This is a genomic window from Rhodanobacter denitrificans (assembly GCF_003335105.1).
In the GTDB taxonomy this organism is placed as follows: Bacteria; Pseudomonadota; Gammaproteobacteria; order Xanthomonadales; family Rhodanobacteraceae; genus Rhodanobacter; species Rhodanobacter denitrificans_A.
This window is the reverse complement of the sequence record NZ_QFWQ01000006.1, coordinates 1-24,891: the sequence shown is the minus strand read 5'-3', so window position 1 is coordinate 24,891 and position 24,891 is coordinate 1. Positions and strand designations below refer to the sequence as shown.

22 protein-coding genes and 1 tRNA gene are annotated in these 24,891 nt (G+C 64.6%); 17 read left to right on the top strand and 6 right to left on the bottom strand.

Features of this window, described 5'->3' with window-relative positions; all coding sequences use genetic code 11:
• Positions 1-26: 26 nt before the first annotated feature.
• From DEO45_RS09710 to DEO45_RS09700, 3 genes are all read left to right on the top strand, one after another.
• Positions 27-1,748 carry an ArnT family glycosyltransferase gene (locus DEO45_RS09710; protein ID WP_114342996.1) on the top strand — a complete coding sequence of 574 codons (1,722 nt, stop codon included), beginning with the start codon at positions 27-29 and terminating at the stop codon, positions 1,746-1,748.
• A 161-nt stretch (positions 1,749-1,909) separates the two neighbouring features.
• Complete coding sequence (locus DEO45_RS09705; RefSeq protein WP_223250842.1) at positions 1,910-3,163, top strand: O-antigen ligase family protein; 1,254 nt, start codon at positions 1,910-1,912, stop codon at positions 3,161-3,163.
• 12 nt (positions 3,164-3,175) lie between these two features.
• Positions 3,176-4,177, top strand: coding sequence for a glycosyltransferase (locus DEO45_RS09700; RefSeq protein ID WP_114342990.1), 1,002 nt, complete (start codon positions 3,176-3,178; stop codon positions 4,175-4,177).
• Here the strand turns inward: DEO45_RS09700 and DEO45_RS09695 are convergent.
• From DEO45_RS09695 to DEO45_RS09685, 3 genes are read right to left on the bottom strand one after another with little or no spacing between them, the layout of a single operon-like run.
• Positions 4,165-5,019, bottom strand: coding sequence for a glycosyltransferase (locus tag DEO45_RS09695; protein WP_114343797.1), 855 nt, complete (start codon positions 5,017-5,019; stop codon positions 4,165-4,167). The two genes, DEO45_RS09700 and DEO45_RS09695, sit on opposite strands and share 13 nt — an antisense overlap.
• 20 nt (positions 5,020-5,039) lie before the next feature.
• Positions 5,040-5,966 carry a glycosyltransferase family 2 protein gene (locus DEO45_RS09690; protein ID WP_114342987.1) on the bottom strand — a complete coding sequence of 309 codons (927 nt, stop codon included), beginning with the start codon at positions 5,964-5,966 and terminating at the stop codon, positions 5,040-5,042.
• Complete coding sequence (locus DEO45_RS09685; RefSeq protein WP_114342984.1) at positions 5,963-6,913, bottom strand: UDP-glucuronic acid decarboxylase family protein; 951 nt, start codon at positions 6,911-6,913, stop codon at positions 5,963-5,965. Before DEO45_RS09685 ends, DEO45_RS09690 begins: the two co-directional genes overlap by 4 nt.
• A gap of 167 nt (positions 6,914-7,080) precedes the next feature.
• On the opposite strand from DEO45_RS09685, the gene DEO45_RS09680 reads away from it, so the two are divergent.
• The 4 genes from DEO45_RS09680 to DEO45_RS09665 all read left to right on the top strand — a co-directional run bounded on the left by DEO45_RS09680 (position 7,081) and on the right by DEO45_RS09665 (position 11,060).
• A complete protein-coding gene (locus DEO45_RS09680) occupies positions 7,081-7,896 on the top strand; it encodes a glycosyltransferase family 2 protein (RefSeq protein ID WP_114342981.1) in 816 nt (271 codons plus the stop codon).
• Entirely contained in the window at positions 7,896-8,927 is a 1,032-nt protein-coding gene (locus DEO45_RS09675) for a CDP-glycerol glycerophosphotransferase family protein (protein WP_114342978.1), read from the top strand. The genes DEO45_RS09680 and DEO45_RS09675 overlap by 1 nt, the downstream gene beginning before the upstream one ends.
• Before the next feature lie 85 nt (positions 8,928-9,012).
• Complete coding sequence (locus DEO45_RS09670) at positions 9,013-10,737, top strand: ArnT family glycosyltransferase (protein ID WP_114342975.1); 1,725 nt, start codon at positions 9,013-9,015, stop codon at positions 10,735-10,737.
• A complete protein-coding gene (locus DEO45_RS09665) occupies positions 10,734-11,060 on the top strand; it encodes a tetratricopeptide repeat protein (RefSeq protein ID WP_114342973.1) in 327 nt (108 codons plus the stop codon). The genes DEO45_RS09670 and DEO45_RS09665 overlap by 4 nt, the downstream gene beginning before the upstream one ends.
• Before the next feature lie 104 nt (positions 11,061-11,164).
• Here the strand turns inward: DEO45_RS09665 and DEO45_RS09660 are convergent, their stop codons facing one another.
• Positions 11,165-12,058, bottom strand: coding sequence for a lipid A biosynthesis acyltransferase (locus tag DEO45_RS09660; protein ID WP_114342970.1), 894 nt, complete (start codon positions 12,056-12,058; stop codon positions 11,165-11,167).
• Between the two features lie 115 nt (positions 12,059-12,173).
• Between DEO45_RS09660 and dtd the strand changes: the two genes are divergently transcribed.
• On the top strand, positions 12,174-12,614 hold the full coding sequence (gene dtd, locus DEO45_RS09655) for a D-aminoacyl-tRNA deacylase (RefSeq protein WP_114343795.1): 441 nt from the start codon (positions 12,174-12,176) through the stop codon (positions 12,612-12,614).
• A 167-nt stretch (positions 12,615-12,781) separates the two neighbouring features.
• Positions 12,782-14,659, top strand: a complete 1,878-nt coding sequence (gene rpoD / locus DEO45_RS09650) for an RNA polymerase sigma factor RpoD (RefSeq protein WP_114342968.1) — start codon at positions 12,782-12,784, stop codon at positions 14,657-14,659.
• Between the two features lie 59 nt (positions 14,660-14,718).
• Here the strand turns inward: rpoD and DEO45_RS09645 are convergent, their stop codons facing one another.
• Entirely contained in the window at positions 14,719-15,090 is a 372-nt protein-coding gene (locus tag DEO45_RS09645) for a nuclear transport factor 2 family protein (protein ID WP_114343793.1), read from the bottom strand.
• A 121-nt stretch (positions 15,091-15,211) separates the two neighbouring features.
• On the opposite strand from DEO45_RS09645, the gene DEO45_RS09640 reads away from it, so the two are divergent.
• Both DEO45_RS09640 and DEO45_RS09635 read left to right on the top strand, forming a co-directional pair.
• Positions 15,212-15,287 (top strand) — tRNA-Ile (locus DEO45_RS09640).
• 191 nt (positions 15,288-15,478) lie between these two features.
• A complete protein-coding gene (locus tag DEO45_RS09635; RefSeq protein ID WP_114343791.1) occupies positions 15,479-16,690 on the top strand; it encodes a tyrosine-type recombinase/integrase in 1,212 nt (403 codons plus the stop codon).
• A gap of 381 nt (positions 16,691-17,071) precedes the next feature.
• On the opposite strand, the gene DEO45_RS09630 is transcribed toward DEO45_RS09635, so the two are convergent.
• Positions 17,072-17,362, bottom strand: coding sequence for a helix-turn-helix domain-containing protein (locus DEO45_RS09630; protein WP_114343789.1), 291 nt, complete (start codon positions 17,360-17,362; stop codon positions 17,072-17,074).
• A 225-nt stretch (positions 17,363-17,587) separates the two neighbouring features.
• Here DEO45_RS09630 and DEO45_RS09625 point away from each other — a divergent pair, with 225 nt between their 5' ends.
• From DEO45_RS09625 to DEO45_RS16505, 6 genes are all read left to right on the top strand, one after another.
• Positions 17,588-18,742: a hypothetical protein gene (locus tag DEO45_RS09625; protein WP_147269694.1), complete on the top strand. Its 1,155-nt coding sequence runs from the start codon at positions 17,588-17,590 to the stop codon at positions 18,740-18,742.
• Between the two features lie 177 nt (positions 18,743-18,919).
• Entirely contained in the window at positions 18,920-19,261 is a 342-nt protein-coding gene (locus DEO45_RS09620; protein WP_114342963.1) for a hypothetical protein, read from the top strand.
• A gap of 602 nt (positions 19,262-19,863) precedes the next feature.
• The gene (locus DEO45_RS09615) at positions 19,864-20,265 is read left to right on the top strand and encodes a DUF3482 domain-containing protein (protein WP_223250853.1); all 402 of its coding nucleotides are present in this window, start codon (positions 19,864-19,866) and stop codon (positions 20,263-20,265) included.
• A 101-nt stretch (positions 20,266-20,366) separates the two neighbouring features.
• Positions 20,367-21,323 carry a DUF932 domain-containing protein gene (locus DEO45_RS09610; protein ID WP_114342958.1) on the top strand — a complete coding sequence of 319 codons (957 nt, stop codon included), beginning with the start codon at positions 20,367-20,369 and terminating at the stop codon, positions 21,321-21,323.
• Between the two features lie 532 nt (positions 21,324-21,855).
• Positions 21,856-23,589: an Eco57I restriction-modification methylase domain-containing protein gene (locus DEO45_RS09605; protein WP_189339719.1), complete on the top strand. Its 1,734-nt coding sequence runs from the start codon at positions 21,856-21,858 to the stop codon at positions 23,587-23,589.
• 75 nt (positions 23,590-23,664) lie between these two features.
• Positions 23,665-24,891: hypothetical protein (locus DEO45_RS16505; protein ID WP_223250841.1), on the top strand; the 1,227-nt coding region annotated here is incomplete at its 3' end.

Genomic DNA, 24,891 nt, shown 5'->3' with positions numbered 1-24,891 from the left:
ACCACCGCCGACGGAACGCCTCGCCCGTGAAGCCCTGCACCCCTCTGTCCCATGCGCGCCCGCTGTGGCTGCGCGACGCTCGCCGGGAGCTGCTGCTGTTCGGCGTGTTCGCCCTGCTGCTGCTCGGCCTGGGACTGGGCCTGCGCGACCCGTGGCCGTCCGACGAACCGCGCTTCGCGCTGGTCGCGCAATGGATGGTCGGGCACGGCCAGTGGCTGTTCCCGCACCGCGGCCACGAGCTGTACCCGGACAAGCCGCCGGTGTTCATGTGGCTGCAGGCACTCGGCTACTTCCTCACTGGCAACTGGCGCATCGCCTTCCTGCTGCCCTCGCTGGCCGCGGCACTGGCGGCGCTGGCGCTGGTCTACGACCTGACGCGCCGGCTGTGGAACCATCGCAGCGCGCTGCTGGCCGCGGCTGCGCTGCTGGTCACCATCCACTTCACCTACCAGATGCGCAACGCGCAGATCGACCCGCTGCTGCTGGGCTGGATCACCCTGGCCAACTACGGCCTGCTGCGCCACCTGCTGCTGGGGCCGTCGTGGCGCTGGTTCGCCGCGGGCTGCTTCTTCGCCGGCGTGGGCGTGGCGACCAAGGGCGTCGGCGTGCTGGCGCTGCTGATGCTGCTGCCTTACCTCGTGGCGCGCCGCGGCCACTGGCGCCAGCTGGCGCGGCCGACCGGAGGCTGGCGCTGGGCCGGCGGACTGGCGCTGTTCCTCGTGCCGATCCTGGGCTGGTTGCTGCCGATGCTGCTGGTCGCCCATGCCGACGGCGATCCGCAGCACGCCGAGTACGTGCAGAACATCCTGTTCGGGCAGACCGTGCACCGCTACGCCACGCCGAGCGGGCACATCCACTCGCCGTTCTATTTCCTCGGCATCATCGCGGCCGACTGGCTGCCGCTGTCGCTGCTGCTGCCGTGGGTATTGCCGGCGTGGTGGCGCCGACTGAAGCGACGCGACGCGCGCTTCCTGCTGCCACTGGGCTGGATCGTGCTGGTGCTGCTGTTCTTCTCGTTCAGCCCGGGCAAGCGCGACGTCTACATCCTGCCGGCGCTGCCGATGACCGTGCTGGCGCTGGCGCCGCTGTTGCCCGGCCTGCTGCGCCGGCGCGGCGTGCGCCTCGCGGTGTTCACGCTGACCACCCTGCTGGCCGGCGCACTGACCGCGGCGGCTGCGCTGGCACTGCATCGCCATCCGGCCTGGGCGGTGAAGATCGAGCAAAGCCTGGACCCGCAGATCTGGTGGATGCTGCTGGCCATCGGCGCGGCCGGCATCGTTGTGGTCGCGCTCACCCGAGTGCGCCGTGCGCCGCTGGGCTGGCTGCTGTTCGCCGGCGTGCTGTGGAGCGTGTACGGCCTGTGGGGCTATCCGATGCTCAACGGCGACCGCTCGGCGCGCGACGTGATGGTGCGGGCACGTGCCATTGCCGGCCCGGACGCCGGCATCGGCCTGCTCGCCTGGAAGGAACAGAACCTGCTGATGGCGCAGGGGCCGGTCGCCGAATTCGGCTTCCTGAAACCCTGGCCGCAGCAGTACGCCGACGCCGTCGCCTGGCTGCAGGCCGATCCGGCGCGGCGGTGGATCTTCAGTCTCGACGAAGCAATGGGACAGTGCGTGGACCGCCATCGCGCCATCCATGTCGGCCACGCCAACCGCCGCGAGTGGTGGATGTTCCAGGCCGCCGCGGTGGCGCCCGGCTGCGTACCGGGCACGAGCGCGGAGCAGGATGCCGACGAGCAGCCCTGAGGCCGCGATCAGGCGGGACGGAAGGTGTATTGTTCACAACGGCCATACACAAACCGGATGAACCTCCGCGGTATAGGGATGTGCCATGCAGGCCGCGGCCGCGCGCCGCGCCGTTAGCATGACCGGACAGGGAGTAGATGTTGGTTCGACAGGTTCATCACGTGCGCGCACACCCGGTTTCATGGCAAGTCTGGACGGCATCGTCGCTGCTGGCGGTGATGCCGCTTTGTTTCGCCGTATCGAACCGCCTCAAGGTGGTGCCGATGGCGCTGCTGTTCGTGGCCGGTATCGTGCTGCTGGCCACGCGTCCGGAAACCCGCCGCGTTTATCGCCTGGCCTGGCCGGTGGCCGCTGCCTGCGCCTTGCGCCTGGTCTATGACTTCGGCAACTTCCTCGGGCATCGGCTCGACTGGCCCGCGATCGACCTGCCGGCGCAGACCCTGCTGTTCCTGGCGATCGCCGCCGTGTTCAGCCTGCCGCTCAAGCGGAACGTGATCGATGTCGGGATCAGCCTGACTGCCCTGCTGCTCGGCGCAGCCGCCATCCAGCAGCGTTACGCGCAGGGTGTCGACCGGCCCTTCGGACTGAATGGCGGCGACTGGGCCGCGGTCGAGTTCGCGATGTTCCTGCTGATCATGGTGCTGCTTTCGACGCTGCAGGCGCTGCGCCCGACCACCCCGCGCCGGCTCCGCTGGCTGCACATCGCCGCGGTGGTGGTGGGCCTGTACGGCGCGGTGCTGACCCAGAGCCGCGGGCCGCTGCTCGCCTTCGCCCCGGTCTACCTCGGCCTGGTGGCGTGGTACTGCGCGCATTCGCGCCACTGGCGCCGTGCGCTCGTGCTTTTCGCTGTGACCGTGGTCGGCATGCTCGCGGTCACCGCCACGCTGCACCGGGAGATGGTCGACCGGCTGGTCAGTGTCCCTGCCGAGGTCACCAGCTACGGCGATGGCGCCGCCGACGCCGCCAGCGGCGCGATCGGCGAGCGGCTGGAAATGTGGCGCGTCGCCTGGCAGGCCTTCCGCGAGCATCCGCTGGCCGGCATCGGCCTGGACCAGTTCGGCGTGTACGCGCGCGAACAGGTCGCAGCCGGCAAGGCCAGCGCGTCGATCGCCGGCTATGTGCACCCGCACAGCGAATACCTCGAGTCGATGGTGGCCGGCGGCGTGCCCGCCCTGCTCGTGCTGCTGCTGCTGTTCGCCGTGCCGCTGGTGTTCTTCGGCCGCCGGCTCGGCCATCCACAGGAACCGGTCGCCGCCGATGCGGCGGCGGGGCTGATCGTGGTCGGCATGTATGTCCTGTGCGCATTCAGCGACAACGTGCTGTACCGGGCCATGCCGCAGTCGCTCTACCTGTTCCTCGTGCTGGGCCTGGCCGTCAGCATCGGCCGTCAGCTGCACCACACCCCACCCCGCTGACCTCGATCCGCCATGGCCCGTATCAATCTGCTTGCGTGGGACAACCAGCGCGGTCTCAGCCACGATATCCGGCTGCTGTCCGAGGCATTGCGCGCGCTCGGCCACCAGGTCGAAGTGACCCGGCTGGGCCCGCGCCGGCACGACGGCCGCTGGCAGGCATGGCGGATGCGCCTGCGCCTGTGGTGGCACCGGCTGCGCCATGCCGATCGCCGGCTCGCGCTGTACGACGCGAACATCGCGCTGGAACACGTGCGCCCGGACTGGTTCGGGCTGGCCCGGCTGAATCTGCTGGTGCCGAACCCGGAATGGCTGTCACCACGCAGCCAGCGCCATCTGGCCCGCTACGATGCGATCCTGTGCAAGACCCGTTACGCCGTCGAACTGTTCGCCGCGCGCGGTTGCCGTGCCCTGCACATCGGCTTCCGCAGCACCGACTGCCTGCAGCCGGAAGTCCAGCGGCAGCCGACCTTCCTGCACCTGGCCGGCGCCAGCCGGATGAAGGGCACGCAGCGACTGCTGGCGCTGTGGCAGCGGCATCCGGAATGGCCGAAGCTGCTGGTGCTGCAGTCGCCGCACACCGCGACCCGCCTGGTCGAACCCGTCGCCGCCAACCTCGAACACCGGATCGGCTACCTCGGCAGCGTGGACGAGATCCGCAGACTGCAGAACGCACACCTGTTCCACCTGTGCCTGTCGGAAACCGAAGGCTGGGGGCACTACATCGCCGAGGCGATGAGCTGCAAGGCAGTGGTGGTCACCTGCGACGCGCCGCCGATGAACGAACTGGTCACCGCGACGCGCGGTGCCGTGGTGAAGACCCACGCCACCGGCACATTCAACCTGGCGGTACGGCACCAGTTCGACGACGCGGCGCTGGAGGCCGAGATCGAGCGCCTGCTGGCGATGCCGACGCCGGAGCGCGTGGCGCTGGGCGAACAGGCGCGGGCGTGGTTCACCGCGAACGAGGCGACCTTCGCCGCGCGGCTGGACGCGGCCCTGCGTCAGCTGCTCTGACCGGCGCCGGGCCTGCGCACGAACTCGCGCAGGTCGGGCGGCGGCGCGGCGAACTCGGCCAGGTGCCGGTCGACGCCGAGTTCGCAACGCACCAGGCCGCGTGTGCGGGTGTCGTCCACGATGCGGTCGTTCGGGTTGCCGACCACGTGCTTGCGGGTGCGGTGGTAGAGGTGCGTGGCCAGCCCGCTGAAGCGCAGCTCGCGTCGCAGCAGGCCGGCATGGAAGGCGCGCAGCGCAAGCTCGGTATCCTCGCGGCCCCAGCCGGTCATCGCCTCATTGAAGCCGTTCACGCGCAGCAGATCGTCGCGCCAGAACGCCATGTTGCAGCTCTTGATGCCGCGCCGCTTGGTGCCGGGCCGGGCATACCAGCGCGCCAGCAGGGGCAGGCGCAGGGTGTGCCGGCGCCGCTCGATGCCGCGGCTGAAGAAGCCCGGCATCGTCACCTCATGTTCCAGCAGGCGTCGGGTCAGCGCGGCATCGGTGAGCACGCGCGAGCCCTGCACGAAACAGCCGCCGCGCGCGAATGCGCGATGGTCGGCGACGAAGTGCGGCTCGGCCACCATGTCGCCGTCGAGCAGGATCACGTAGTCGCCCTGCGCGGCGGCGATCGCGCGGTTGCGCGCGCGGCTCATGCGGGCGCCGTCGTCCGGCTGCCACAGGTGCACCAGTCGCACCGGATAGTCCGCGGCGATGCGCTCCAGCAGCTCGCGCGTGGCCGGCTGCGAGCCGTCGTCGGTGACGATCACCTCGTGCGGCAGCTCGCTCTGCGCGGCCAGCGCGCGCAGCACCAGCGCCAGCGCCTCGGGCCAGTTGTAGGTGATGACGGCAACGCTGATCCGCATCGCGGCGATCTCGTCCGGCCTCATGACTCGCCGGGCGCGCGGCGGCGGCGCCACAGCACCGGCCACAGGATCGCCAGCGCGCGTTCCTGGTTGGCCAGCCACGAGCCTCGGCGCAACCGCGCCAGCTTCGCGTAACGCTTCGCTTCCTTCCAGGTCGGGTCCGGCTTGGTGCGGAACTCGAACTTGGCGCTTTCCACGCAGCGTTCGTCCAGGCCGATGCTCCTGGCGTAGATTTCGATCAGGCAGCGCGAATGGAACCGGTTGAGGTAGCGGCTGGCCGGCGTCTGCCGGCCCCACCAGCCGTTGTTGCCGTGGATGCGGTAACGCACGGCACCGGTGCGCAGGTAATACTTGTGCGCGCCCAGCACGCTGGCGCCGAACACCAGGCAGTTGTCGGCGGACAGCCGCCAGGTGCCGATGAGATGCGCGGGCAGTTCCAGCGTGCGGCGCGCCCACGAGGCACGCATCGACAGCGCCGACGTCGGCGCGCCGTACCAGTGCATCAGCATGTAGGTGCTGATCACGGTGAAACCGAGGTCCTGCGAGCGTTCGCCCCAGCCCATCCAGCGCTGCTCGTCGCCAAACAGCTGCATGTCGGAGAACACGAAGTCGATGTCGCGACGCGCGTCGTAGAGTTCGCCGAGCTGCGCGAGATAGTCCGGCTCCCAGCGATCGTCGGCATCGAGGAAGCAGACCACATCGGCGCGCGCGTGGGCCATGCCGCGCTGGAATGCGCTGAGCTGGCCGCCGTTGTCGCCGCACAGCAGGGTCACCCGCGGGTCGGCGCCGTAGCGTTCGCGCAGGTGGGCCGGGGTGCCGTCGGTGGAGCCGTCGTCGACCACGATGATCTGCATCGGCGCGCGTGTCTGCGCCAGCGCGTCGTCGATCGCCAGGCCGACGAACTCGCGGTAGTTGTAGCTGGTGATGACGACCGCGAAGCTGGTCATGCCGCCGCACCGTCCTGCAGCAGCCGGCGGAAATAACCGATGGTTTCCTTCAGACCGTCCTCCAGCGCCACCGTCGGCTGCCAGCCGAGCCGGTCGCGGGCCACGCCGATGTCCGGCTGGCGCTGGCGCGGGTCGTCCGACGGCAGCGGCTTGTGCACCAGCTTCGAGCGGCCGCCGACCAGCGCGATCACCTTCTCGGCCAGCTCCAGCATGGTGTACTCGACCGGGTTGCCGATGTTCACCGGACCGGTGAAGCCGCGTTCGGATTCCATCATGCGCACGATCACCTCGATCAGGTCGTCGACGTAGCAGAAGCTGCGGGTCTGGCTGCCGTCGCCGTAGATGGTGATGTCCTCGCCGCGCAACGCCTGCATGATGAAGTTGCTCACCACCCGCCCGTCGTTCGGATGCATGCGCGGGCCGTAGGTATTGAAGATGCGCACCACCTTGATGTCCAGCGCGTGCTGACGCCAGTAGTCGAAGAACAGCGTCTCGGCACAGCGCTTGCCTTCGTCGTAGCAGCTGCGGATGCCGATCGGGTTCACCCTGCCCCAGTAGCCCTCGACCTGCGGGTGCACTTCCGGGTCGCCGTAGACCTCGCTGGTGGAGGCCTGCAGGATGCGTGCCTTCACCCGCTTGGCCAGGCCCAGCATGTTGATCGCGCCGTGCACGCTGGTCTTGGTGGTCTGCACCGGGTCGTGCTGGTAGTGCACCGGCGAGGCCGGGCAGGCCAGGTTGAAGATGCGCTCCACCTCCACGTACAGCGGGAAGGTCACGTCATGCCGCATCAACTCGAAGTACGGATGGCCGAGCAGGTGCGCCACGTTGCGCTTGCTGCCGGTGAAGAAGTTGTCGACGCACAGCACGTCGTGGCCATCGCGAAGCAGGCGATCGCACAGGTGCGACCCGAGGAATCCGGCACCACCGGTGACGAGGGTTCGTTTCATGGCATGCCGATGGATGGGTTGGAGAAGGGCTGCGACGCCCGATCGGTCGCAAGTTGACAAATATTGTCACGGATTTCCCCGCGAGGTTGCGATCGGCCCGGCTGAACGGGAAATCCGCCCCGCCCGGAGCGACGGGAGCCGGCACGGGCTTCGGCTAGAATCCTCGCATGCCCACCCTGCCGCTGACCCTTGCCGTGATCACCCGCAACGAGGCCGGGAGCATCGCGCGCTGCCTGGACAGCGTGCCGTTCGCGGCCGAGAAGCTGGTGGTCGACTCCGGCAGCGACGACGACACTGTGGCGATTGCCCAGGCGCACGGCGCGCGCGTGGTGCATCAGGACTGGCTCGGCTTCGGCGCGCAGCGCAACTTCGCCACCACGCAGTGCGCGCACGACTGGATCCTGGTGCTGGACGCCGACGAATACCTCAGCCCGGAACTCGCCCTGGAGCTGTGGCAGCGTCTGCCGGAACTGATCGCCGGCGACGCGCCGGCGGCGTACCTGCGGCGCCGCACGATCTACATGGGGCGGCCGATGCGCTTTTACCGGCCGTCGGTGGGCGAGAAGCTGGCGCGGCTGTACCACCGCGGCCGCGCACGCTGGAGCGATGCGCGGGTGCACGAGTCGCTGCGTTTCGAAGGTGCCGCGCCGACCCTGCGCGCGCCGTTCGACCATGCCAACAACCCCACCCTGCCGCACAAGCAGCTGAAGGTACTGCGCTACGCCGAGCTGAAATGCCGCGACTGGCTGGACAAGCGCAAGCCGGTGCGGATGTGGCAGGCGCCGTTCGTGTTCGTGCTGGCCTTCGCCAAGGACTACCTGTTCCGGCTGGCCTTCCTCGACGGCTGGCGCGGCTTCCTGATCGCGCAGACCGCCGCCAGCTACGCGCTGTACAAGCGCATGCGCTACTACGAGATGGTCAACAACCCGGATTCGGTGGCGAGTGCCACGGCCCTGCTCCACAAACACGACATCGATCGCTGATGACCAGCCAGAAACACTATCTTCTGTACGGCTCCGAGCGCTACGCGCTGGCGATCCTGCGCCCGCTGCAGGCGGCGATCCGCGCCCGCGGCGACGAGGCGGCGTGGTTCTTCGACGGCCCCGGCGCGGAGGACCTGGTCGCGGGCGAGCGCCTGCTGACGGTGGCCGAGGTGCGCGCGTGGCGCCCGCTCGCGGTGATCACCTCGTCCAACGCGGTGCCGCACTTCTTTCCCGGCGTGAAGGTGGAGACCTTCCACGGCTTCGACGCCGGCAAGCCGCGGCACATCTACGTGCGCGGCTTCTTCGACCTGTACTGCACCACCGGCCCGCGCGACACCGCGCAGTTCCAGGCGATCGCCGACAAGGTGGGCCACTTCAGCGTCATCGAGACCGGCTTCCCCAAGCTCGATCCCTTCATGCAGGAGATCGTCGGTCCGCTGCCGCCGGTGCGCCGGCCGCCGGTGATCCTGTACCACTCCACCTTCTCGCCCTCATGGAGCGCGGCGGAGATTCTCTACGAGGAAGTGAAGCGGCTGTCGCGCGACGGTCGCTGGCGCTGGATCGTCACCTTTCACCCGAAGATGAATCCCGACACCACGGCGAAGTTCAAGGCGCTGCAGAACGAGTACCTCCGCTTCGCCGAGAACGACAACATCCTGGAGCTGTTCCCGCAGGTCGACCTGATGTGCTCGGACACCTCCTCGGCGCTCAACGAGTTCCTGCTCACCGGCAAACCGGTGGTCACCTTCAGGAATCGCCGCCCCGGCCCGCAGCTGATCGACATCGACGACCCGGCGCAGTTCGAGCCGGCGATCGAGCGCGCGCTGGCGCGGCCGCCGGAACTGCTGCAGGCGATCCGCGAGTACGCCGACGCGATCCACCCCTACCGCGACGGCCGCTCCAGCGAACGCGTGCTCGACGCGATCGACAGCTTCGTCGCCGCCGGTGCCCGCAACCGCCGGCGCAAGCCGCTGAACCTGTGGCGCAAGCTGAAGATCCGCCGACGCATCGGCTACTGGGGTCCGCCCTGAGCCATGCACCCGATCCCGGCCGCCTTGCCGCCGCCTCGCGCAGTCTAGAATCCGTCTCCTGCCCGCCAAGAGCCCGCCCGTGTCCTTGAGCCCCTCCTACAGCCGTTCCGAACAACTGCGCGCCGTCTGGCCCTGGCTGCCGCTGTGGGCCGCCGTGGCACTGCTGGCGATCTTCTCGCACGGGCCGATGCCGCTGTATTCCACCCGCACCCTGGCGGTGGCCTGGGAAATGTGGAACCAGGGCCACTGGCTGGTGCCGCACATCAACGGTCAGCCATACAGCGAGAAGGCACCGCTGCTGTTCTGGCTGATCCACGCCGGATGGTTCGTGTTCGGCGTCAGCGACACATGGCCGCGCGTGCTCGAGGTGCTGGTCGGCGGCGCGCAGCTGGTACTGGCCTCGCTGCTGGCGCGACGGCTGTTCCCCGGCCGGCCGTGGATGGCCAAGGCGACGCCATGGATGCTGCTGGCGTTCGGCTACGCGTTCCTGTTCGGCCTGCAGATCATGTACGACGTGCTGCTGGCCACCTGGGCGCTGGCCGCCCTGCTGTGCCTGACTCCGAAAATGCACCGTGCCGAGCCGCGCTGGCTGCTGTTCGGCGTATGCGTGGGCCTGGGGCTGCTGACCAAGGGACCGGTGATGCTGCTGCATGTGGCGTTTCCGTGGCTGCTCGGCCCGCTGTGGAACGACTGGGCCGACCAGCACCGCGCGCGCTGGTACGGCCGCGGCGTGCTGGCGCTGCTGCTCGGCGGCGCGATGCTGCTGGCGTGGGCGCTGCCGGCCGGGCTCTCCGGCGGCGAGGCGTATCGGCAGCGGCTGTTTTTCACCCAGACCGCCGGTCGCGTGGTCGACAAGCTGGCCGCCGGCAAGGACCTGCAGAACCACGCCGAGCCGTTCTGGTTCTACCTGCTGTGGCTGCCGCTGATGCTGTTCCCGTTCAGCGGCTGGCCGCGCATCTGGGTGGCCGTGGCCGGCCTGCGCCGGCCGCTGGAACCGGGCCTGCGTTTCGCGCTGTGCTGGCTGCTGCCAACCTTCGTGGTGTTCTCGCTGATCAGCGGCAAGCAGCTGTACTACCCGCTGCCGGAACTCGCCGGCGCCGCGCTGCTGATGGCCGGTGCGATCGCCGTGCTGCGCGAGCGCCGGCCACACCTGGCCTACAACGGCTGGCTCGGCACCTGGCCGCTGGGCGTGGGCGGCATCGGATTCGCCGTGGCGCTGTTCGTGCTGCCGCTGCTGGTGGCGGGCAACCGCCTGCACGGCGAGTGGGTCGACTCCGCGGCGCCGTACAGCCGCTACTTCAGCGTGGTGTTCCTGTTGCTCGGCGGCCTGCTGCTGCTGCGCGGCCGCGGCGAGCTGCGCCGGCTGGCGGTGGCCGGACTGATCGGCGTGCTCGCGCTCAACGCACTGTTCACGCTGACCCTGTGGCCACGTTTCGACCTGCGCCCGATCGCCCACCTGCTCGGCGCCGCCGAACAGGCCGGCCACCCGCTCGCCTACACCGGCAACTACGAAGGCCAGTTCCATTTCGAGGGCCGGCTGACCCGGCCGATCAGCGAACTGTTCGGTGACCAGGCCATACAGGATTTTGCCCGCGCCCACCCGGACGGCGTGATCGTGCTGCACGTGCACAGGCCGGACGCGAACGACCTGCGCTACGCCCTGCTGGCGCAGCCGTTCCGCTCCTCCTGGCTGGTGGCCTGGCCCGCCGTCTCGCTGGCCGACCTGCGCAGCGCCCACACCCCGCCCGAACCCGCGCAGCCGACCCGCGTCTACCCGGCCGACGCCTGGCGCTACCGTACCTGGCCATGAGCGCGAACCTGATCGCCAGCCTGCGCCTGCAGTGCGGCGGCCCGCGCGATGGCGCGCTGCTGCGTTTCTCGCTGGGCAGCGCGCTGCTGGCCGATGGCGACGCCGGCGCCGCGATCGACGAACTGCGCCGCGCCGTAGGCTTCGACCCGGCATACTCAGCGGCGTGGAAGCTGCTCGGCAAGGCCTGCCTGGCGCACGGCGACGAAGCGGCCGCCGCCGAAGCCTGGCGCAGCGGCATCGCCGCCGCCACGCACCGCGGCGACAAGCAGGCCGAGAAGGAAATGGGCGTGTTCCTGCGCCGGCTGGAGAAACCCCGCCGCTAGAAGGCTGGCGTAGGGCGGGCACTGCCCGCCGCTCCTGGCCCTGGTTCTTCGCAGAGCCGGCGGGCAGTGGCCGCCCTACGCAGCTGGAAAAGCGTCGGTCACAACTAGCCCTGCCCGCGATCGTACGGGCTGACCAGGCCATCCGCCGAATAGCGCTTGTACTGCCACTGGTACTGGGCGAAGGCCAACTCGACGCAGTCCTGCACGCCCCGGTTCAGCGCAGCGCAGGCCGTACCAAGGTCGGCGTCGTCCAGTCCCGGCGGCGCCTCGCGCAGGTGGATGCGATAGCCGGCGCCGTGCGGCAGCCGTTCGGCGAACGCATACAGCACGGTGGCGCCGGTGCGCGCGGCCAGCCGCGGCAGCAGCACCATGGTCAGCGCCGGGCGGCCGAAGAACGGCGCGATCTGGCCCTCGCCCGCGCGCGGCTTCTGGTCCGGCAGGATGCCGACCGTGCCGCCGGCGGCCAGCCGCTTGTACAGCGTGCGCACGCCGGCGCCGTCGGCGCGCACCTGCTCCGGCGCCAGCGCGCCGCGCACCTTGCGCAGCAGGCCCTCGATCGCGGCGATCCGCGGCGGCCGGTACAGGATCGCCATCGGCGTCTTGCGGCACAGCCAGTAGTTCAGCAGCTCCCAGCAGCCCAGGTGCGGCGCGGCGATGATCACGCCGTTGCCCGCCGCCAGCGCCGCATCCAGCAATGCCTCGCCGCGCACCTCGCGCACCAGCGTCAGCGCGCGGTCGGCGCCTGCGCCCCAGACCTTGACGATCTCGCTTGCCGACTTGCCGCTCTCGGCCATCACCTCGCGCAGCAGCGCGGCCTGCGCCCTCTCCTCCAGCTGCGGGCGCGCGATCGCCAGGTTCGCCGCGGTGTTGTGCACCGTGCGGCCGCCACGCCACAGCAGCAGCCGGCCCAGGGCGGCGCCCAGGCCATGCAGCGTGCGCAGCGGCAGCAGTGCCAGCAGGCGCAGCAGCAGGTAGATGAGGTACATGTCGATACGCATCCGCGCAGTTTACGGGAGGCGGCTGCGCGGCAACCGCGCCGATGCCGGCGAGCGGCCATCTTTCGCCGGCCGCGGCGGCACCGTAAGCTGGGCACCCCGCTACCGCCGTGCGTCCATGATTGCCCTGATCCAGCGCGTACTGTCCGCCAGTGTCAGCGTCGGCGAGGAAACGGTCGGCATGATCGGCCCCGGCCTGCTGGCGCTGGTGGCGGTGCAGCCCGACGATGGCGAGGCGCAGGCGAAGCGCATGCTGGAACGCCTGCTCGGCTACCGCGTGTTCGCCGACGACCACGGCAAGATGAACCGCTCGCTCGCCGACACCGGCGGCGGCCTGCTGCTGGTCAGCCAGTTCACCCTGGCAGCCGACACCCGTTCCGGCATGCGCCCCAGTTTCACCCGCGCGGCGCCGCCCGAGCATGGCCGGCGCTGGTTCGAGCGGCTGCTGGAACTGGCCCGCGCCGTTCACCCCGGGGTGGAAACCGGACGTTTCGGCGCCCATATGGTGGTCCGGCTGGTGAACGACGGCCCGGTGACCTTCTGGCTCGACACCGGCTGAACGACGAGTGGTGTGCCACGCCCGGACGAGGCCGGCCGGGCACGGCAACACCGCAATCTGGCGCGATTTTTGCGTGTCCTCCAGCGACCTTTTTCCACTTGAAAACTGGTCAAAAAAGCAGCACATCGCTATAATGTCCGGTTCTTGAACCTTGCGGCGGTCGGTGAATGAATAGCAAAGCTCCCCACGAGCAACAGTCTGAAATCAAGGCGCTCATCTCCAAGGGCCTGGAGCAGGGCTACCTGACCTACGCCGAGATCAACGACCACCTGCCCGACGACATCGTCGACCCGGAGCAGATCGAAGACATCATGGCGGTGCTCAAGGGCGTCGGCATCGAAGTGCACGACGCCGCGCCGGACACCGACCCGCTGGCCGACAAGGCCGGCAGCAGCACCGACGACGAGGCTGCCGCCGAGGAAGCCGTGGCGCTGCTCTCCGCGGTGGATTCCGAAGTGGGCCGCACCACCGACCCGGTGCGCATGTACATGCGCGAGATGGGCACGGTCGAGCTGCTCACCCGCGAGGGCGAGATCGCCATCGCCAAGCGCATCGAGGAAGGCCTGGGCCAGGTGCAGACCGCGCTGGCCAGCTTCCCGCTGACCATCGAGTTGCTGCTGGAGGAATACGACCAGCATCTGGACGGCAAGCGCCGCCTCAGCGAGATCCTGGCCGGCTTCCTCGACCTGGAGGAAGCCGCCGACCTCGCCCGCAAGGAAAAGGAAGCCGCTGCGCTGCTGGCGCCCGAGCCCGAAGTCGGCGAGGACGACGCCGACACCGACGACGAGGAGACCGCCACCGAGGACGAGGAAGAAGCCGGCCCCAGCGGTCCCGACCCGGAAGAGGTCAAGCGCCGCATGGAGCTGCTGCGCGAGCACTACGCCAAGTTCCAGAAGGCCGCGCCGAAAGCCGCCAGCATCACCGACAGGAAGATCGTCAAGCTGCGTGACCAGATGGCCGAGGAGTTCCTCAAGCTCAAGCTGCCCAGCGCGCTGATCGACGGCTTCGTGCGCAAGCTGCGCGAGGTGGTCAACGACATCCGTCACCACGAGCGCGTGCTGATGGACATCTTCGTCAAGCAGGTGAAGATGCCCAAGGCCGAGTTCATCAAGGCGTTCCCCAGCAACGAGGGCAACCTCGAGTGGGTGGCCGAGCTCAGCCGCAAGCGCCAGAAGTGGTCGCCGAACATCAAGGTCCACCGCGAGGCGATCGACGCCGAGCAGGAGAAGCTCGCCGCGATCGAACGCAAGCTGTTCCTGCCGCTGATCGACATCAAGGACATCAACCGCGCCATGGCCAGCGGCGAGGCCAAGGCACGCCGCGCCAAGAAGGAGATGGTGGAGGCGAACCTGCGCCTGGTGATCTCGATCGCCAAGAAGTACACCAACCGCGGCCTGCAGTTCCTCGACCTGATCCAGGAAGGCAACATCGGCCTGATGAAGGCGGTGGACAAGTTCGAATACCGCCGCGGCTACAAGTTCTCGACCTACGCCACCTGGTGGATCCGCCAGGCGATCACCCGCTCGATTGCCGACCAGGCCCGCACCATCCGCATCCCGGTGCACATGATCGAGACGATCAACAAGTTGAACCGCATCTCCCGCCAGATGCTGCAGCAGTTCGGCCGCGAGGCCACGCCGGAGGAACTGGCCAAGGAAATGGACATGCCGGAGGACAAGATCCGCAAGGTGCTGAAGATCGCCAAGGAACCGATCTCGATGGAAACCCCGATCGGCGACGACGAGGATTCCCACCTGGGCGACTTCATCGAGGACGGCAACGCCAGTTCGCCGATCGACTCGGCCACCGAGACCGGCCTGATGGAAACCGTGCGCGACGTGCTCGCCGGGCTCACCCCGCGGGAAGCGAAAGTGCTGCGCATGCGCTTCGGCATCGACATGAACACCGACCACACCCTGGAAGAAGTGGGCAAGCAGTTCGACGTCACCCGCGAGCGGATCCGCCAGATCGAGGCGAAGGCACTGCGCAAGCTGCGCCACCCCAGCCGTTCGGAACAGCTGCGCTCGTTCCTCGACGTCGAGTAATCCTCGTCACCGCAACACCGAAAAGCCCCGCCCGTGCGGGGCTTTTCGTTTGGGTCGCCTCAACCCACGTCATAGAAGAACTGCTCGCGCACGATCTTGCCGCCGTGCACGCGGTACACGCAAATCTCGCTCATGTTCATCCGGCCGCGCCCCTTCATCGTCACGTCCATCGCCAGCGCGACGCTGAACCAGTTCTCCGCGATCACCGGTTCGCTCACGCTGCCACCATGCACTGCCTCGATCATCGCGCTGAACTGCCGCCCCTTCTCGAAGATCGCCGCCAGCCCCTTCACGCTGCCCAGCGCACCCGGCGGCAACCCCTCCGGCTCGATGCTCACCACATCCTGCGCATACAACTCGCGCTGCGCGTCCTCGTACCTGCCTTCACGGCACAACTCGACCAACCGTTTCGCAATCGCTTCGGTGTTCATGCGCACTCTCCGGCCCAGGGGGACGACCAGCCTACGCCCCGCATCACCGCGTCACCACCCGACTTCCGGCACGCCATCCTCGTGCCCACCTGCACGCTACGGTAAACTTCCGCCGTCGCGCGGGCCTATAGCTCAATGGTTAGAGCAGAGGACTCATAATCCTTTGGTTCCAGGTTCGAGTCCTGGTGGGCCCACCATCTAGCCGTCCAGCGGCATCCAGCAAAGTCCAGCACAACCGCAGAAATCCCTTAAAACATGGGATTTTTTGTCTAGGTGTGCCCAGGGTCGTCCAGTTGCATCCAGGCAGAAAGTGAGTAAGGCTGTGAGTAACGAGGTGCGCTACATTGTGCCTTACTCACACTTCCGTTACTCACACTTGGCAACCTACATGCTTACCGACGTCAAGATCCGCGCCTTGAAGCCTCGCGCCAACATCTATCGCGTTGCCGATGCGAATGGTCTTTGTTTGGAGGTGCGTCCCAGTGGTTCGAAGCTGTGGCGGTATCGCTATCGCTACGCCGGGAAAGCAAGCATGTTGCCGCTGGGTGAGTACCCGACCATATCGTTAGCCGAGGCGCGTGCTGGGCGCGACAAGGCTCGCGCTCTAGTGAAGGGTGGCGGCAACCCCGCCGACGCGGTGCGGGTGGCACGGGCAGCAAAATTGGAGAGCGCATCCAACACCTTCGCCGCTATCGCTACCGAGCTACTGGCCAAACGAACGAAGGAAGGCATGGGAGCTGGCAGTGTCGCACGCGACATGCGCATGATCGAGAAGGATCTGGTCGGTATCAGCCACCTACCTGTAACTGAAATCACCGCTCCAGTGCTGTTGGCCGCGCTGCGTAAACTGGAGCAACGCGGCGTGCTGGAAACAGCACATCGTGCGCGCGGGTTTGCAGGACGTGTATTCCGGTATGCGATCGCTACAGGCCGTGCCGAACGCGATCCGTCGGCCGATCTTCGCGGCGCACTGGTGCAACCGCAGACTAAGCACTTCGCAAGCATCACCGATCCTGCGCGCATCGGCGAGCTGTTGCGTGCCACTGAGGCATACAAGGGCTCGCCCGTTACGATTGCGGCATTGAAGCTTGCGCCGTTGGTGTTCGTTCGCCCGGGAGAGTTGCGCAAAGCGCGGTGGGTCGATCTGAATTTGGACGCAGCCGAATGGCGATACATTGCGAGCAAGACAAACACGCCACATCTAGTGCCCCTGGCGAAGCAGGCGGTGGTGGTGCTACGCGACTTGCAGTCACTGACGGGACGCAGTGAGTTCGTGTTCCCGGGCATACGCAGCCTGCGCCGCCCCATGTCGGAGAACACGGTCAACAGCGCATTGCGCTACATGGGCTTCGACAGCGAGACCATGTGCGGTCACGGATTCCGCGCCATGGCACGCACCGTGTTGGATGAGGTGCTGCAATTTCGTCCCGACTATATCGAGCACCAATTGGCGCACGCCGTGCGCGACCCAAACGGGCGAGCGTATAACCGTACAGCGCACCTGCCGGAGCGCCGCAAGATGATGCAGGCATGGGCGGACTATTTGGATAGCCTTCGCGTCGGCGCCAAAGTCATTCAGCTAGAGCGCCAGTCGGCCTGAACATCCAAAGAATTTTCAAATCCATATCACCGTGTTGAACAGGAGAATGCCTGCTCCTTGTGCAAGACAAACATGCACAAGCCTTCAAAGGAGCCTTGGTGATGTCTGACCGATCGTGGGTGAGCTATCCGCGGTCTTAGTTGGGTGAGGGGCTGCTCGTGTTCGTCGTGCTGTTCGTTGCGAGTTGCCTCTGGGCAGTCTGTATCCGCTGGAATCTGAAGTACCGCGGGGAAGAAGCTGCGATGGAATCGCGTGAATAGGTTGCGATCTGATAGTCAGGCATGTGGGCACGGCAAGATCCCAAGGCCCTGCACAGTGATCTGCTGGGCCTTGGGATTTATGCCGTGTCTTGTCTGGAAAACGTATTCTGCCGTCGCAGCGTCAGCGCTTCTTACGCGGAGTGGCCTTTTCCTCGCCCAGTGCCCCTTCCATCCGTTGCGCCCAGTCGATGAGGTTCGTGCCGCAGGCACGGCACCAGTCCCGTAGTTGTAGAGCATCCAGCCGCACGGCTCCGCGCTCGGCCTGACTCACGTAGGTCTGTGACCGCGCCAGCTTGGCAGCGAAAGCCGTCTGGTTCAGGCCTGTGGCATCCCGCATCTCCCGCAGCAGGCCGATGACGACCAGGATTTCTGGTCGGTAGATGGATTTGGGCGTTTTCTTGGGTACTGGCATGGCCCGCTCGGACATTCAGCGACGGGCTTTAAAGCTATATGCGGCAATCGGTTAGACAGTTATTCGATAACCGGTTAAGCGATGATCTACTATATGTGAACCATGTCTGCTCGCTGGCTCTTGGGGCCGTGCCGACATTGGTCATGGATGTTGGGACAGGCGATGAAGCCAGCAGCATCCACGCTGGAATGAAGTGGAGATCGTTCAATCAATCAGGGGACTTCAATGGAACAGGCAGGTGAACGCGGTCGTTCGATGTCGCTCAGGATTGCCAAGGTGCTGGCGGCGGCGTGGAGCCTCAGCCTCGCTGGCTGCGGCAACAGCGATATCAGCACCGTCAAAGGACTAACGCTGGAGCAGGCTCCATCGTTCACGGTGGAACAGGCCTTCGATCATCGAAAGGTGTGCGACTCAGTGAAGTGGCGCGAGTTCAAGGACGACCGCGAGCGAAAGATCGTGGAATACCGGTGCACCTTCAAAGGCGTGGCCGATTTCGCGAGTCACACCGTTGTTGACCTCACCCAAAAGCTGAACACCAGCGCTCAGATCGCCAAGAGCACCTACGACGGCGAGATAAGCGGTGACCAGGCGGAAGTCGACCGCGTCAACAAAAGCATCGCTGGCCTCAATGCCACGCTGTCGAACGACGCGCCGTCGGTTCCCGACGCAAGTATTCAAGCCAGCATCGATCACAGCAAAAGCCTGATCGCGGTTCTGCAGACGGGCAACGTCGACCAGATCGTGTCCACCGACTTTACGGATCACGCCAGCCCGATCAGTGAACAGATGTCGCAGTCGAGCAACTTGGCGGAGGCTATCGGCCAATACAAGGGCAGCGTGAAGGATGAATCGTTGGACCCGGCACGGGCAACCCTGTGGGCACAAACCGCCCAGCGACAACGTGCGGCCATCCAGTCGAGCATCCCGGCCGCGATCGATAGCCTGAATGCCCAGATCCGGGACCTGCAGCAACAACAGCAATCCGCGATGCAAGGGCAGACGGGCCAGAAGGACTACGCCCGGAACCACCTGCCAGTCATGCAGGCCAATCTCCAAACGGCGCAGTCAGCTCTCGCGGCCAAGGTATCCGGCAAGAGTCAGTATTTCGCTTCGGTCGATGCGGACCTATCCGTGAAGCTTCAGCGCTTGAATGCCAGGGCGCCGACGAACGTCGATGAAATCTTCCAATGGTCGATGTCGGACAACACGGACCCGGTGCTGGTCTTCTCCGGCGTCGCGATCACGTCCAAGAGTGGCGAGACCAAGCAGTTCAGTTACCAAGGCTACCGCACCAAGAATGCGGTCGTGGCCTTTGTCCGAAACGATGCAACGGACTACGCGCATTACATCGCCGAAACCCTCACCGGGCAGTGGCCCTGAGTTCTCCATCGGGTGATGGGGCTATCGACGTTTTGAGCCCCCAGTCGGGAGATACCGCGAAGCCTCTCTGACGGCACCGATCGGACGAAATTTCAGCCCTATATCACGGACATGACCGAGTGCCGGTCCCGGCGCTCGGCAAACCAACCATCGACGAAACATGCAAAGGGGAAAACCATGGATACCGTGACATTGATGCTCATGCTTGTGGTCACCTTCAATCTGACCTTGCTGGTCATGAAAGTGTGGGGTGACAAATTTCCACAGCCTCGCGCACGGAATCTGCACGCTAACTGGCTGCAGGGCTGGCGCAATACCCAGAAGCCGCTTCGTCGGTTCTGGATCCAGGTCGGGATCATGTTCGTGATCATGATGCTCTTCAACATCGCCGACGAGATGGTGATTGGCTTCCTGGTGTTCGCGCGCCTGATCGTTTACTGCGTTGGCTACAAGCGCGCCAAGCAGCAGTTGGCGCAAGCCACTCTTGTCCAGCATGCCGCCTCCACGATCAACCAGTAAACGATTGGTGCGATGGCCCGCGCGACGTTCGAGCCGTTTTCGGCGCGACGTGCTACGAGGCAGCCACCGCTTTATCGTGTCGAGCTCACTATCTTTGCTAGCAACATTTCCTATCACCCGTGCAATAAGGAGTTGAAAGATGCGTGTTGTACCGTTTGTTCTGTTTGTCGTAATCGCAAGTATGGCCTTGGCCGGCTGCAACCACTCTAGCGATGCGAATGACCTGGTCCAGTCCAAGATCGACAACTCCCCTGCGTCCAGCATGAGTGCCGAAGCGGGGCACACCTCAAGTGTCGCGGCACCTCCTGGATCGAGGGCTGTCCCAGCGGATCTTCACGATCCCACTTTGCTGTCGGGCTCTACCAAGGATCAGCCCCCGTCGGCGACCTCCTCGCATTGAGGGTGGATAGGCACCGAGTGCGTAAGTCGTTTGACGACTCGATCTGCAACATGCTGATGCTGGAGATGCACCGCGCGGCACGACGGCCTTTCGCGAATCAAATACCCTTCGACCACATATCACCTAAGCGAGCAGGGTTCTGACCACTGCTCCACGCATGCAAATGCCTGCAGGCGTGTCTTTCTCCCAAGGAGCATTGGTGATGCATGAACACACGTCGCTTGTCCCCGGTGATCGAGATCCGGCTCGACCGTCATCCGGACTGATTCCGATGGCACCGTCCTGTCCCGTCTGCCGTTCAGTACGCATCGAAACCCGGCAGTATGGAAAGAAGGTCGGCGGCACCATCGGTGCGGTGGCCGGCGCCACCAGTGGCGCGGCGCTGGTGCTGTCCGGGGCCGAAGTCGGTGCGATAGCCGGTGCGGTGGCAGGGCCGGTCGGCTCGGCCTTCGGTGCGATCACCGGAAGCGTGCTGGCGATGTTGATTGGCGGTGCCACGGGTTGCGCCGCCGGTGCCGCGTTCGGCGAAGTCATCGACGACAACGTGCTCGACAAGTATCGCTGTGCCGATTGCGGCTACACCTTCGGCAGCAGGCCGTCCTGACGCAGCCCACCGCGAACCGCTCTCTACTACTCGTGCATATCGCCCAGCGCCCGGCCTCAACCGGGCGCTGGGCGTTTATGCCTACGCAAAAAGGAGTTCTTATGCATCTGGTCGAAACGATGGCGTATGCCGGCGAGAAGCCGTGGCATGGCCTGGGGAAGAGGCTCGAAGCTCAGCAGCCGATTGAAGTCTGGAAGGTCCATGCTGGTATGGACTGGCAGATCGAGGAATCCGAAGTCCGCTACTTCAGCGGTAAGAACAACGTGGGCGTCATCAACGCCTTCCCGGAGCAGAAGGTGTTGTACCGCTCCGATACCAAGGCACCACTGGCCGTGGTCTCCAAGCGTTTCCAGGTCGTCCAGCCGGGCGAGATCCTGGAGTTCTACCGCGACCTAACCGCCTGCAACGGCTTTGTACTGGAAACAGCGGGTGTGTTGCGCGAAGGACGGAAGGTCTGGGCGCTGGCACGCACCGGCCAGAGCGCCACGCTCAAAGGTAAGGACAAGGTCGATGGTTACCTGCTGCTGGCGACGGCCTGTGACGGCACGCTGGCCACCACGGCGCAGTTCACCAGCGTCCGTGTGGTGTGCAACAACACGCTGCAAATCGCTTTAGGGCAGTCCAGTGGGGCCATCAAGGTGCCACACCGCAGTGCGTTCGACCCGGATGCGGTCAAGCGCCAGCTCGGCATCACAGTGTCGTCGTGGGGTGACTTTGTCACGCGCATGAAGGCGCTGGTGGATTGCCCTGTCGATCCGGATTCCGTGGAAGAGTTGCTGCGTCGTGTCCTCACCTACCCAGGGCAGGACACTAAAGCCATAGTGGTCAACGAGCAGGCTGTCGCAACGGTGCGCGCTTTGTACGAAGGTGGCGGCCGGGGTGCGTTGATGGCATCCAGCCGCGGCACCGCCTGGGGTCTCCTCAACAGCGTGACCGAGTTCGTCGATCACCATCGGCGTGCGCGTAGCAACGATCATCGCCGCGATGCCGCATGGTTCGGCCAAGGCGCCCAGATCAAGCAACGTGTATGGGATGAAGCCATGAAGTTGGTCGCCTGACGGGAGGCGTATCAACGGTGAGACTTGTCGTCGCATAGGCAGTGACGGTGTGGTCAACCAAGACTGACGGAGGCGGATAACTCACGGGGAGGGAGCATAGCTCTCCCTCCTCATGCGGCGACCTCTTTTTTTGTATCAAGGCTTGAGACGATGCCCTCCCATATTGGAAGCCGTCAGAGGGGGATTTAGCCCCTCAGGATCCTCAGCGGCTCATCCCATGGTTCGTGAACTACCAGTACATTCTCGAGCATTGCCGTATGTGCAGAGGTGTTGGATTTCTGCCAGGCAGGAGCCTTTTGGTGGGTGCCATCCAAAGTGGGTCACCTTATGTGATATTTATCCACTTTGGCGGGGGATCTGGGGCAGCATCTGTGAAATCTCGGAGTACGTGGATGACGCACATCGGAGCGTGGCAGGTCCTTCAAGAAAACGAAGTCGACAACTGCAGATCTTGCGGCTGCCTGTCTCGCAGACACACGGGCGGGCAGCTCACTACTGTAGTCGATGCCAAAAGCATTGCCGGGGATTGAGGATGGTAATCCCAATCGCCCGACTCAAGTTCTACCGGCGGGCGCAGGCGCTGGAGTCGTTGATCAGAGTGGGCCAGACGCCAAGTCGTCTGATGCGAATCTTGATCTACCTTTGGCAAAAGAGTTCGTATCCAAATCTGCTGCCTGAGCGCGCACCTTGGGCATCGTCCAGCCTCATCTCCAATCCATCCGTCAACGAGTTCGTGGATTGGCTTAGGCAGCAGCCATTCGAGGAGGCGGCTTACTGGCTTGCAACCCTCTATTCAAGACTGGTGGATCGTTCCGTCCGGTCAGAGCGCGCGATGTTCTTCACTCCACCGTTGCTGGCTCAGCGAGTGATTGACGATCTCCAATGCAATGGCGCATCGATCATCGAACACAAGTGGCATGATCCAGCATGCGGCGGATCGGCCTTTCTTGTTCCGCTCGCGCTACGGATGAAGAAAGAGCTTGGTAGAAGGAAGCTCCCAGCCAAGGAGCAGCTCAAGAAAATTGAGCGAAATCTGAGTGGAAACGATCTGGATGAGGAACTACTCGAACTCTCCAGCTCGCTGTTGCAAATGGCTCTTTATCCACTGATAGAGGCCTCTGGCTACGTTCCCAATTTCAAGCTATCCAATGGCGACGGACTTGGCTTAGGAGATGTCGCAGCGCGTAAATACGATGTGGTGATATGCAATCCGCCATATCGAAAGCTCCGATCAGAAGAGGCTGAGCACTATCGGGATGGATACGGTGACATCATGGGAGGACAGCCGAACATCTATGGCCTGTTCATCCGTCAAGGCCTTCGGTTGTGTCGAACCGGAGGCCTTGTTGGGCTGTTAACCCCCACAAGTTTCCTTTCAGGTCGGTCCTTCTTCAAACTACGAAAGCATCTGATCTGCGAAGCGAGCATCTTGCAGTTCGACATGCTCGGCAACAGGACATCGATGTTCATCGACGTCCTGCAAGAAACGACGATCAGTGTGCTGAAGGCGCAGAAGGTTCCCGAGAGCGCTGAACGAAATGCAAAAGTGAGCGTTCTTACGGACGATGGGAAGTTCAGCGATGTAGGTCGTTGCTGGTTGCCAAGCAATGGGGATCCATGGCCCATTCCAAGGACGGAGTCGGATGCGTCGCTGCTCAGGCTTGCTGAGAAGGCCAAATTTTCGCTGTCGGATTATGGATACGTCGCGAAAGTTGGACACCTGGTTCCCTTCAGGGATGCACGCCGCCGCTTCAAGGAATATCCAAAGTCGAAGTCAGTTACCAAGACAATCGTCCCTTTGGTCTGGGCAACCGATGTTGCGCCGAATGGAGAGTTCAAACACGGGCGAGACCTCAAGAATAAACAGAACGAAGCCTTTGTGGAGGTCGGAAGCCTTAAGGGGCAAGGTGTCGTATGCCAAGCCGCCGTACTTCTGCAACGACTGACTTCCAGCGATCAGCGAAGCAGGCTTGTTGCCGCACCTGTACCGGCGAACTGGGTCAAGAAGCACGGAGGGTTCGTTTGCGAGAACCATGTGATATCCCTCCTGAAAAAGGAGGATTCATTGGTCCCCGTCGAGACAATGGCGAAGATTCTGAATTCCCAGCCGGTCGACCGGGTCTTCAGATCTATTTCAAGCGCAAATAACGTTGGCATTTCTGAGCTCAATAAGCTCATGCTGCCAACTCCGACGGAGGTTCTTCGCCTCCTTGCTGCGGGCACTGACGTTGATCGCGCCGTGCTCCTTGCCTATGGAGGGGGGTGAAGTATGAGGCGGCGGGGTGTCGGCACTTCGAACGATTTATTTAAAATCCGGTTGGCACAGGAACGTAAGCGCGAGTTGACCGCTAAACTCCTCTCGCGCAAGGGGAGCGGCCCTTCGCCAGTAACTCCGCAGCCCGTGGGGCCTGCGGAGCGAACGACCGAAAACAGCCACTCACGTCGGAAGGAGCTCGAACCGACGGAGATAGGACTTCGCCTGCGGTCAGATGACACGACGGTCGAGCTTCATGCAAATCGGGCGATTGGTCTACTCGCCGCAGAATTATTGCAGGCCGCGGAGTCACGAGAGTCACAAGTCATATTGCTCTGGCCTGGTTCGTTGCGGGCTTTGGCCCTTGCTCATGCGGTCGCAACCATTGCTCGATGGCACCAAGGCAACAAGCAAGGAATCCGGACTCTGCTGTATCCGGCAAAGTCGAATTTCCTGAACGCCTTGAACCACGCCCATGTGGATCGATCGGACCTACTCGAGTTGGCCCGAGAGCTCTTTGAGAACTCCAACAAGCCTAATCCAAAGGTCACGCATCCTTTTCGGGAGAAGGACGCTTTTTGGTTCTCCGTGAACGATCTCAAGCCAGAGATGGCGGACAGGATTCATCCGAGCCTGGCGGAATTGCTTCCGCACTACTTCGCTAACAAGGATTTCGAAGGTTGGCGTTCTTGCGATGGCGACTTGCTTCGTCACATCAAGGCCAACCTTCGAAACCACGCGTATCGACGTGTGTTGAACGAAAACGCAATTCGCACACTCAGCAACCCCGACAATGCGCCAGACTCGATATTCACGGTCAGCTGGAAGGCATCCCGCCCGGACATCCGAGCCGCATTGCGGGATCTGGAACATGCGGTGAAGCCAGATGTGCTGGTTCTCGATCTCACGCGGGCGTTGCGTCGAGACAACCCATCGTGGAAATCGAATGCCATCATGTTCCTTGAATGTTTCAGACGAACCTACTCGGAGGACGCGCCCCCCGTACTCATTGTGACCGATGAGCCCTACGTATGGCCCCAACTGACGAAGGAATTGAAGAAGAGTGCAAACAAGAGGGGAGACGTCGCACGATGGCTGCTTGGCTCGGAACCTGCAGTTATCGGCATAGTTTGCACGGCCGCACGCAATGGTAGTGGCCTCACCACAATGGAGGATACGGAGGCGCGTACACCTTCAGAAAAGGACATTCAGATCGCGATCACGGATACGGAGGCAGGCCGAGTAATTACCCTGCTCGACTGTGTGCGGGAAGAGTTATCCGATCCGGATTGGGGGGTTCTACCCCGATTCTGC

What these genes read in the sequence shown, in the direction of transcription:
- DEO45_RS09675 (WP_114342978.1), top strand. Translation starts at nt 7,896, where the DNA reads ATGACCAGCCAGAAACACTATCTTCTGTACGGCTCCGAGCGCTACGCG.
- DEO45_RS09695 (WP_114343797.1), bottom strand. Translation starts at nt 5,019, where the DNA reads ATGCGGATCAGCGTTGCCGTCATCACCTACAACTGGCCCGAGGCGCTG.
- DEO45_RS09690 (WP_114342987.1), bottom strand. Translation starts at nt 5,966, where the DNA reads ATGACCAGCTTCGCGGTCGTCATCACCAGCTACAACTACCGCGAGTTC.
- DEO45_RS09635 (WP_114343791.1), top strand. Translation starts at nt 15,479, where the DNA reads ATGCTTACCGACGTCAAGATCCGCGCCTTGAAGCCTCGCGCCAACATC.
- dtd (WP_114343795.1), top strand. Translation starts at nt 12,174, where the DNA reads ATGATTGCCCTGATCCAGCGCGTACTGTCCGCCAGTGTCAGCGTCGGC.
- DEO45_RS09685 (WP_114342984.1), bottom strand. Translation starts at nt 6,913, where the DNA reads ATGAAACGAACCCTCGTCACCGGTGGTGCCGGATTCCTCGGGTCGCAC.
- rpoD (WP_114342968.1), top strand. Translation starts at nt 12,782, where the DNA reads ATGAATAGCAAAGCTCCCCACGAGCAACAGTCTGAAATCAAGGCGCTC.
- DEO45_RS09625 (WP_147269694.1), top strand. Translation starts at nt 17,588, where the DNA reads ATGGAACAGGCAGGTGAACGCGGTCGTTCGATGTCGCTCAGGATTGCC.
- DEO45_RS09630 (WP_114343789.1), bottom strand. Translation starts at nt 17,362, where the DNA reads ATGCCAGTACCCAAGAAAACGCCCAAATCCATCTACCGACCAGAAATC.
- DEO45_RS09680 (WP_114342981.1), top strand. Translation starts at nt 7,081, where the DNA reads ATGCCCACCCTGCCGCTGACCCTTGCCGTGATCACCCGCAACGAGGCC.
- DEO45_RS09665 (WP_114342973.1), top strand. Translation starts at nt 10,734, where the DNA reads ATGAGCGCGAACCTGATCGCCAGCCTGCGCCTGCAGTGCGGCGGCCCG.
- DEO45_RS09700 (WP_114342990.1), top strand. Translation starts at nt 3,176, where the DNA reads ATGGCCCGTATCAATCTGCTTGCGTGGGACAACCAGCGCGGTCTCAGC.
- DEO45_RS09615 (WP_223250853.1), top strand. Translation starts at nt 19,864, where the DNA reads ATGCATGAACACACGTCGCTTGTCCCCGGTGATCGAGATCCGGCTCGA.
- DEO45_RS09605 (WP_189339719.1), top strand. Translation starts at nt 21,856, where the DNA reads ATGGTAATCCCAATCGCCCGACTCAAGTTCTACCGGCGGGCGCAGGCG.
- DEO45_RS09620 (WP_114342963.1), top strand. Translation starts at nt 18,920, where the DNA reads ATGGATACCGTGACATTGATGCTCATGCTTGTGGTCACCTTCAATCTG.
- DEO45_RS09610 (WP_114342958.1), top strand. Translation starts at nt 20,367, where the DNA reads ATGCATCTGGTCGAAACGATGGCGTATGCCGGCGAGAAGCCGTGGCAT.
- DEO45_RS09645 (WP_114343793.1), bottom strand. Translation starts at nt 15,090, where the DNA reads ATGAACACCGAAGCGATTGCGAAACGGTTGGTCGAGTTGTGCCGTGAA.
- DEO45_RS09660 (WP_114342970.1), bottom strand. Translation starts at nt 12,058, where the DNA reads ATGCGTATCGACATGTACCTCATCTACCTGCTGCTGCGCCTGCTGGCA.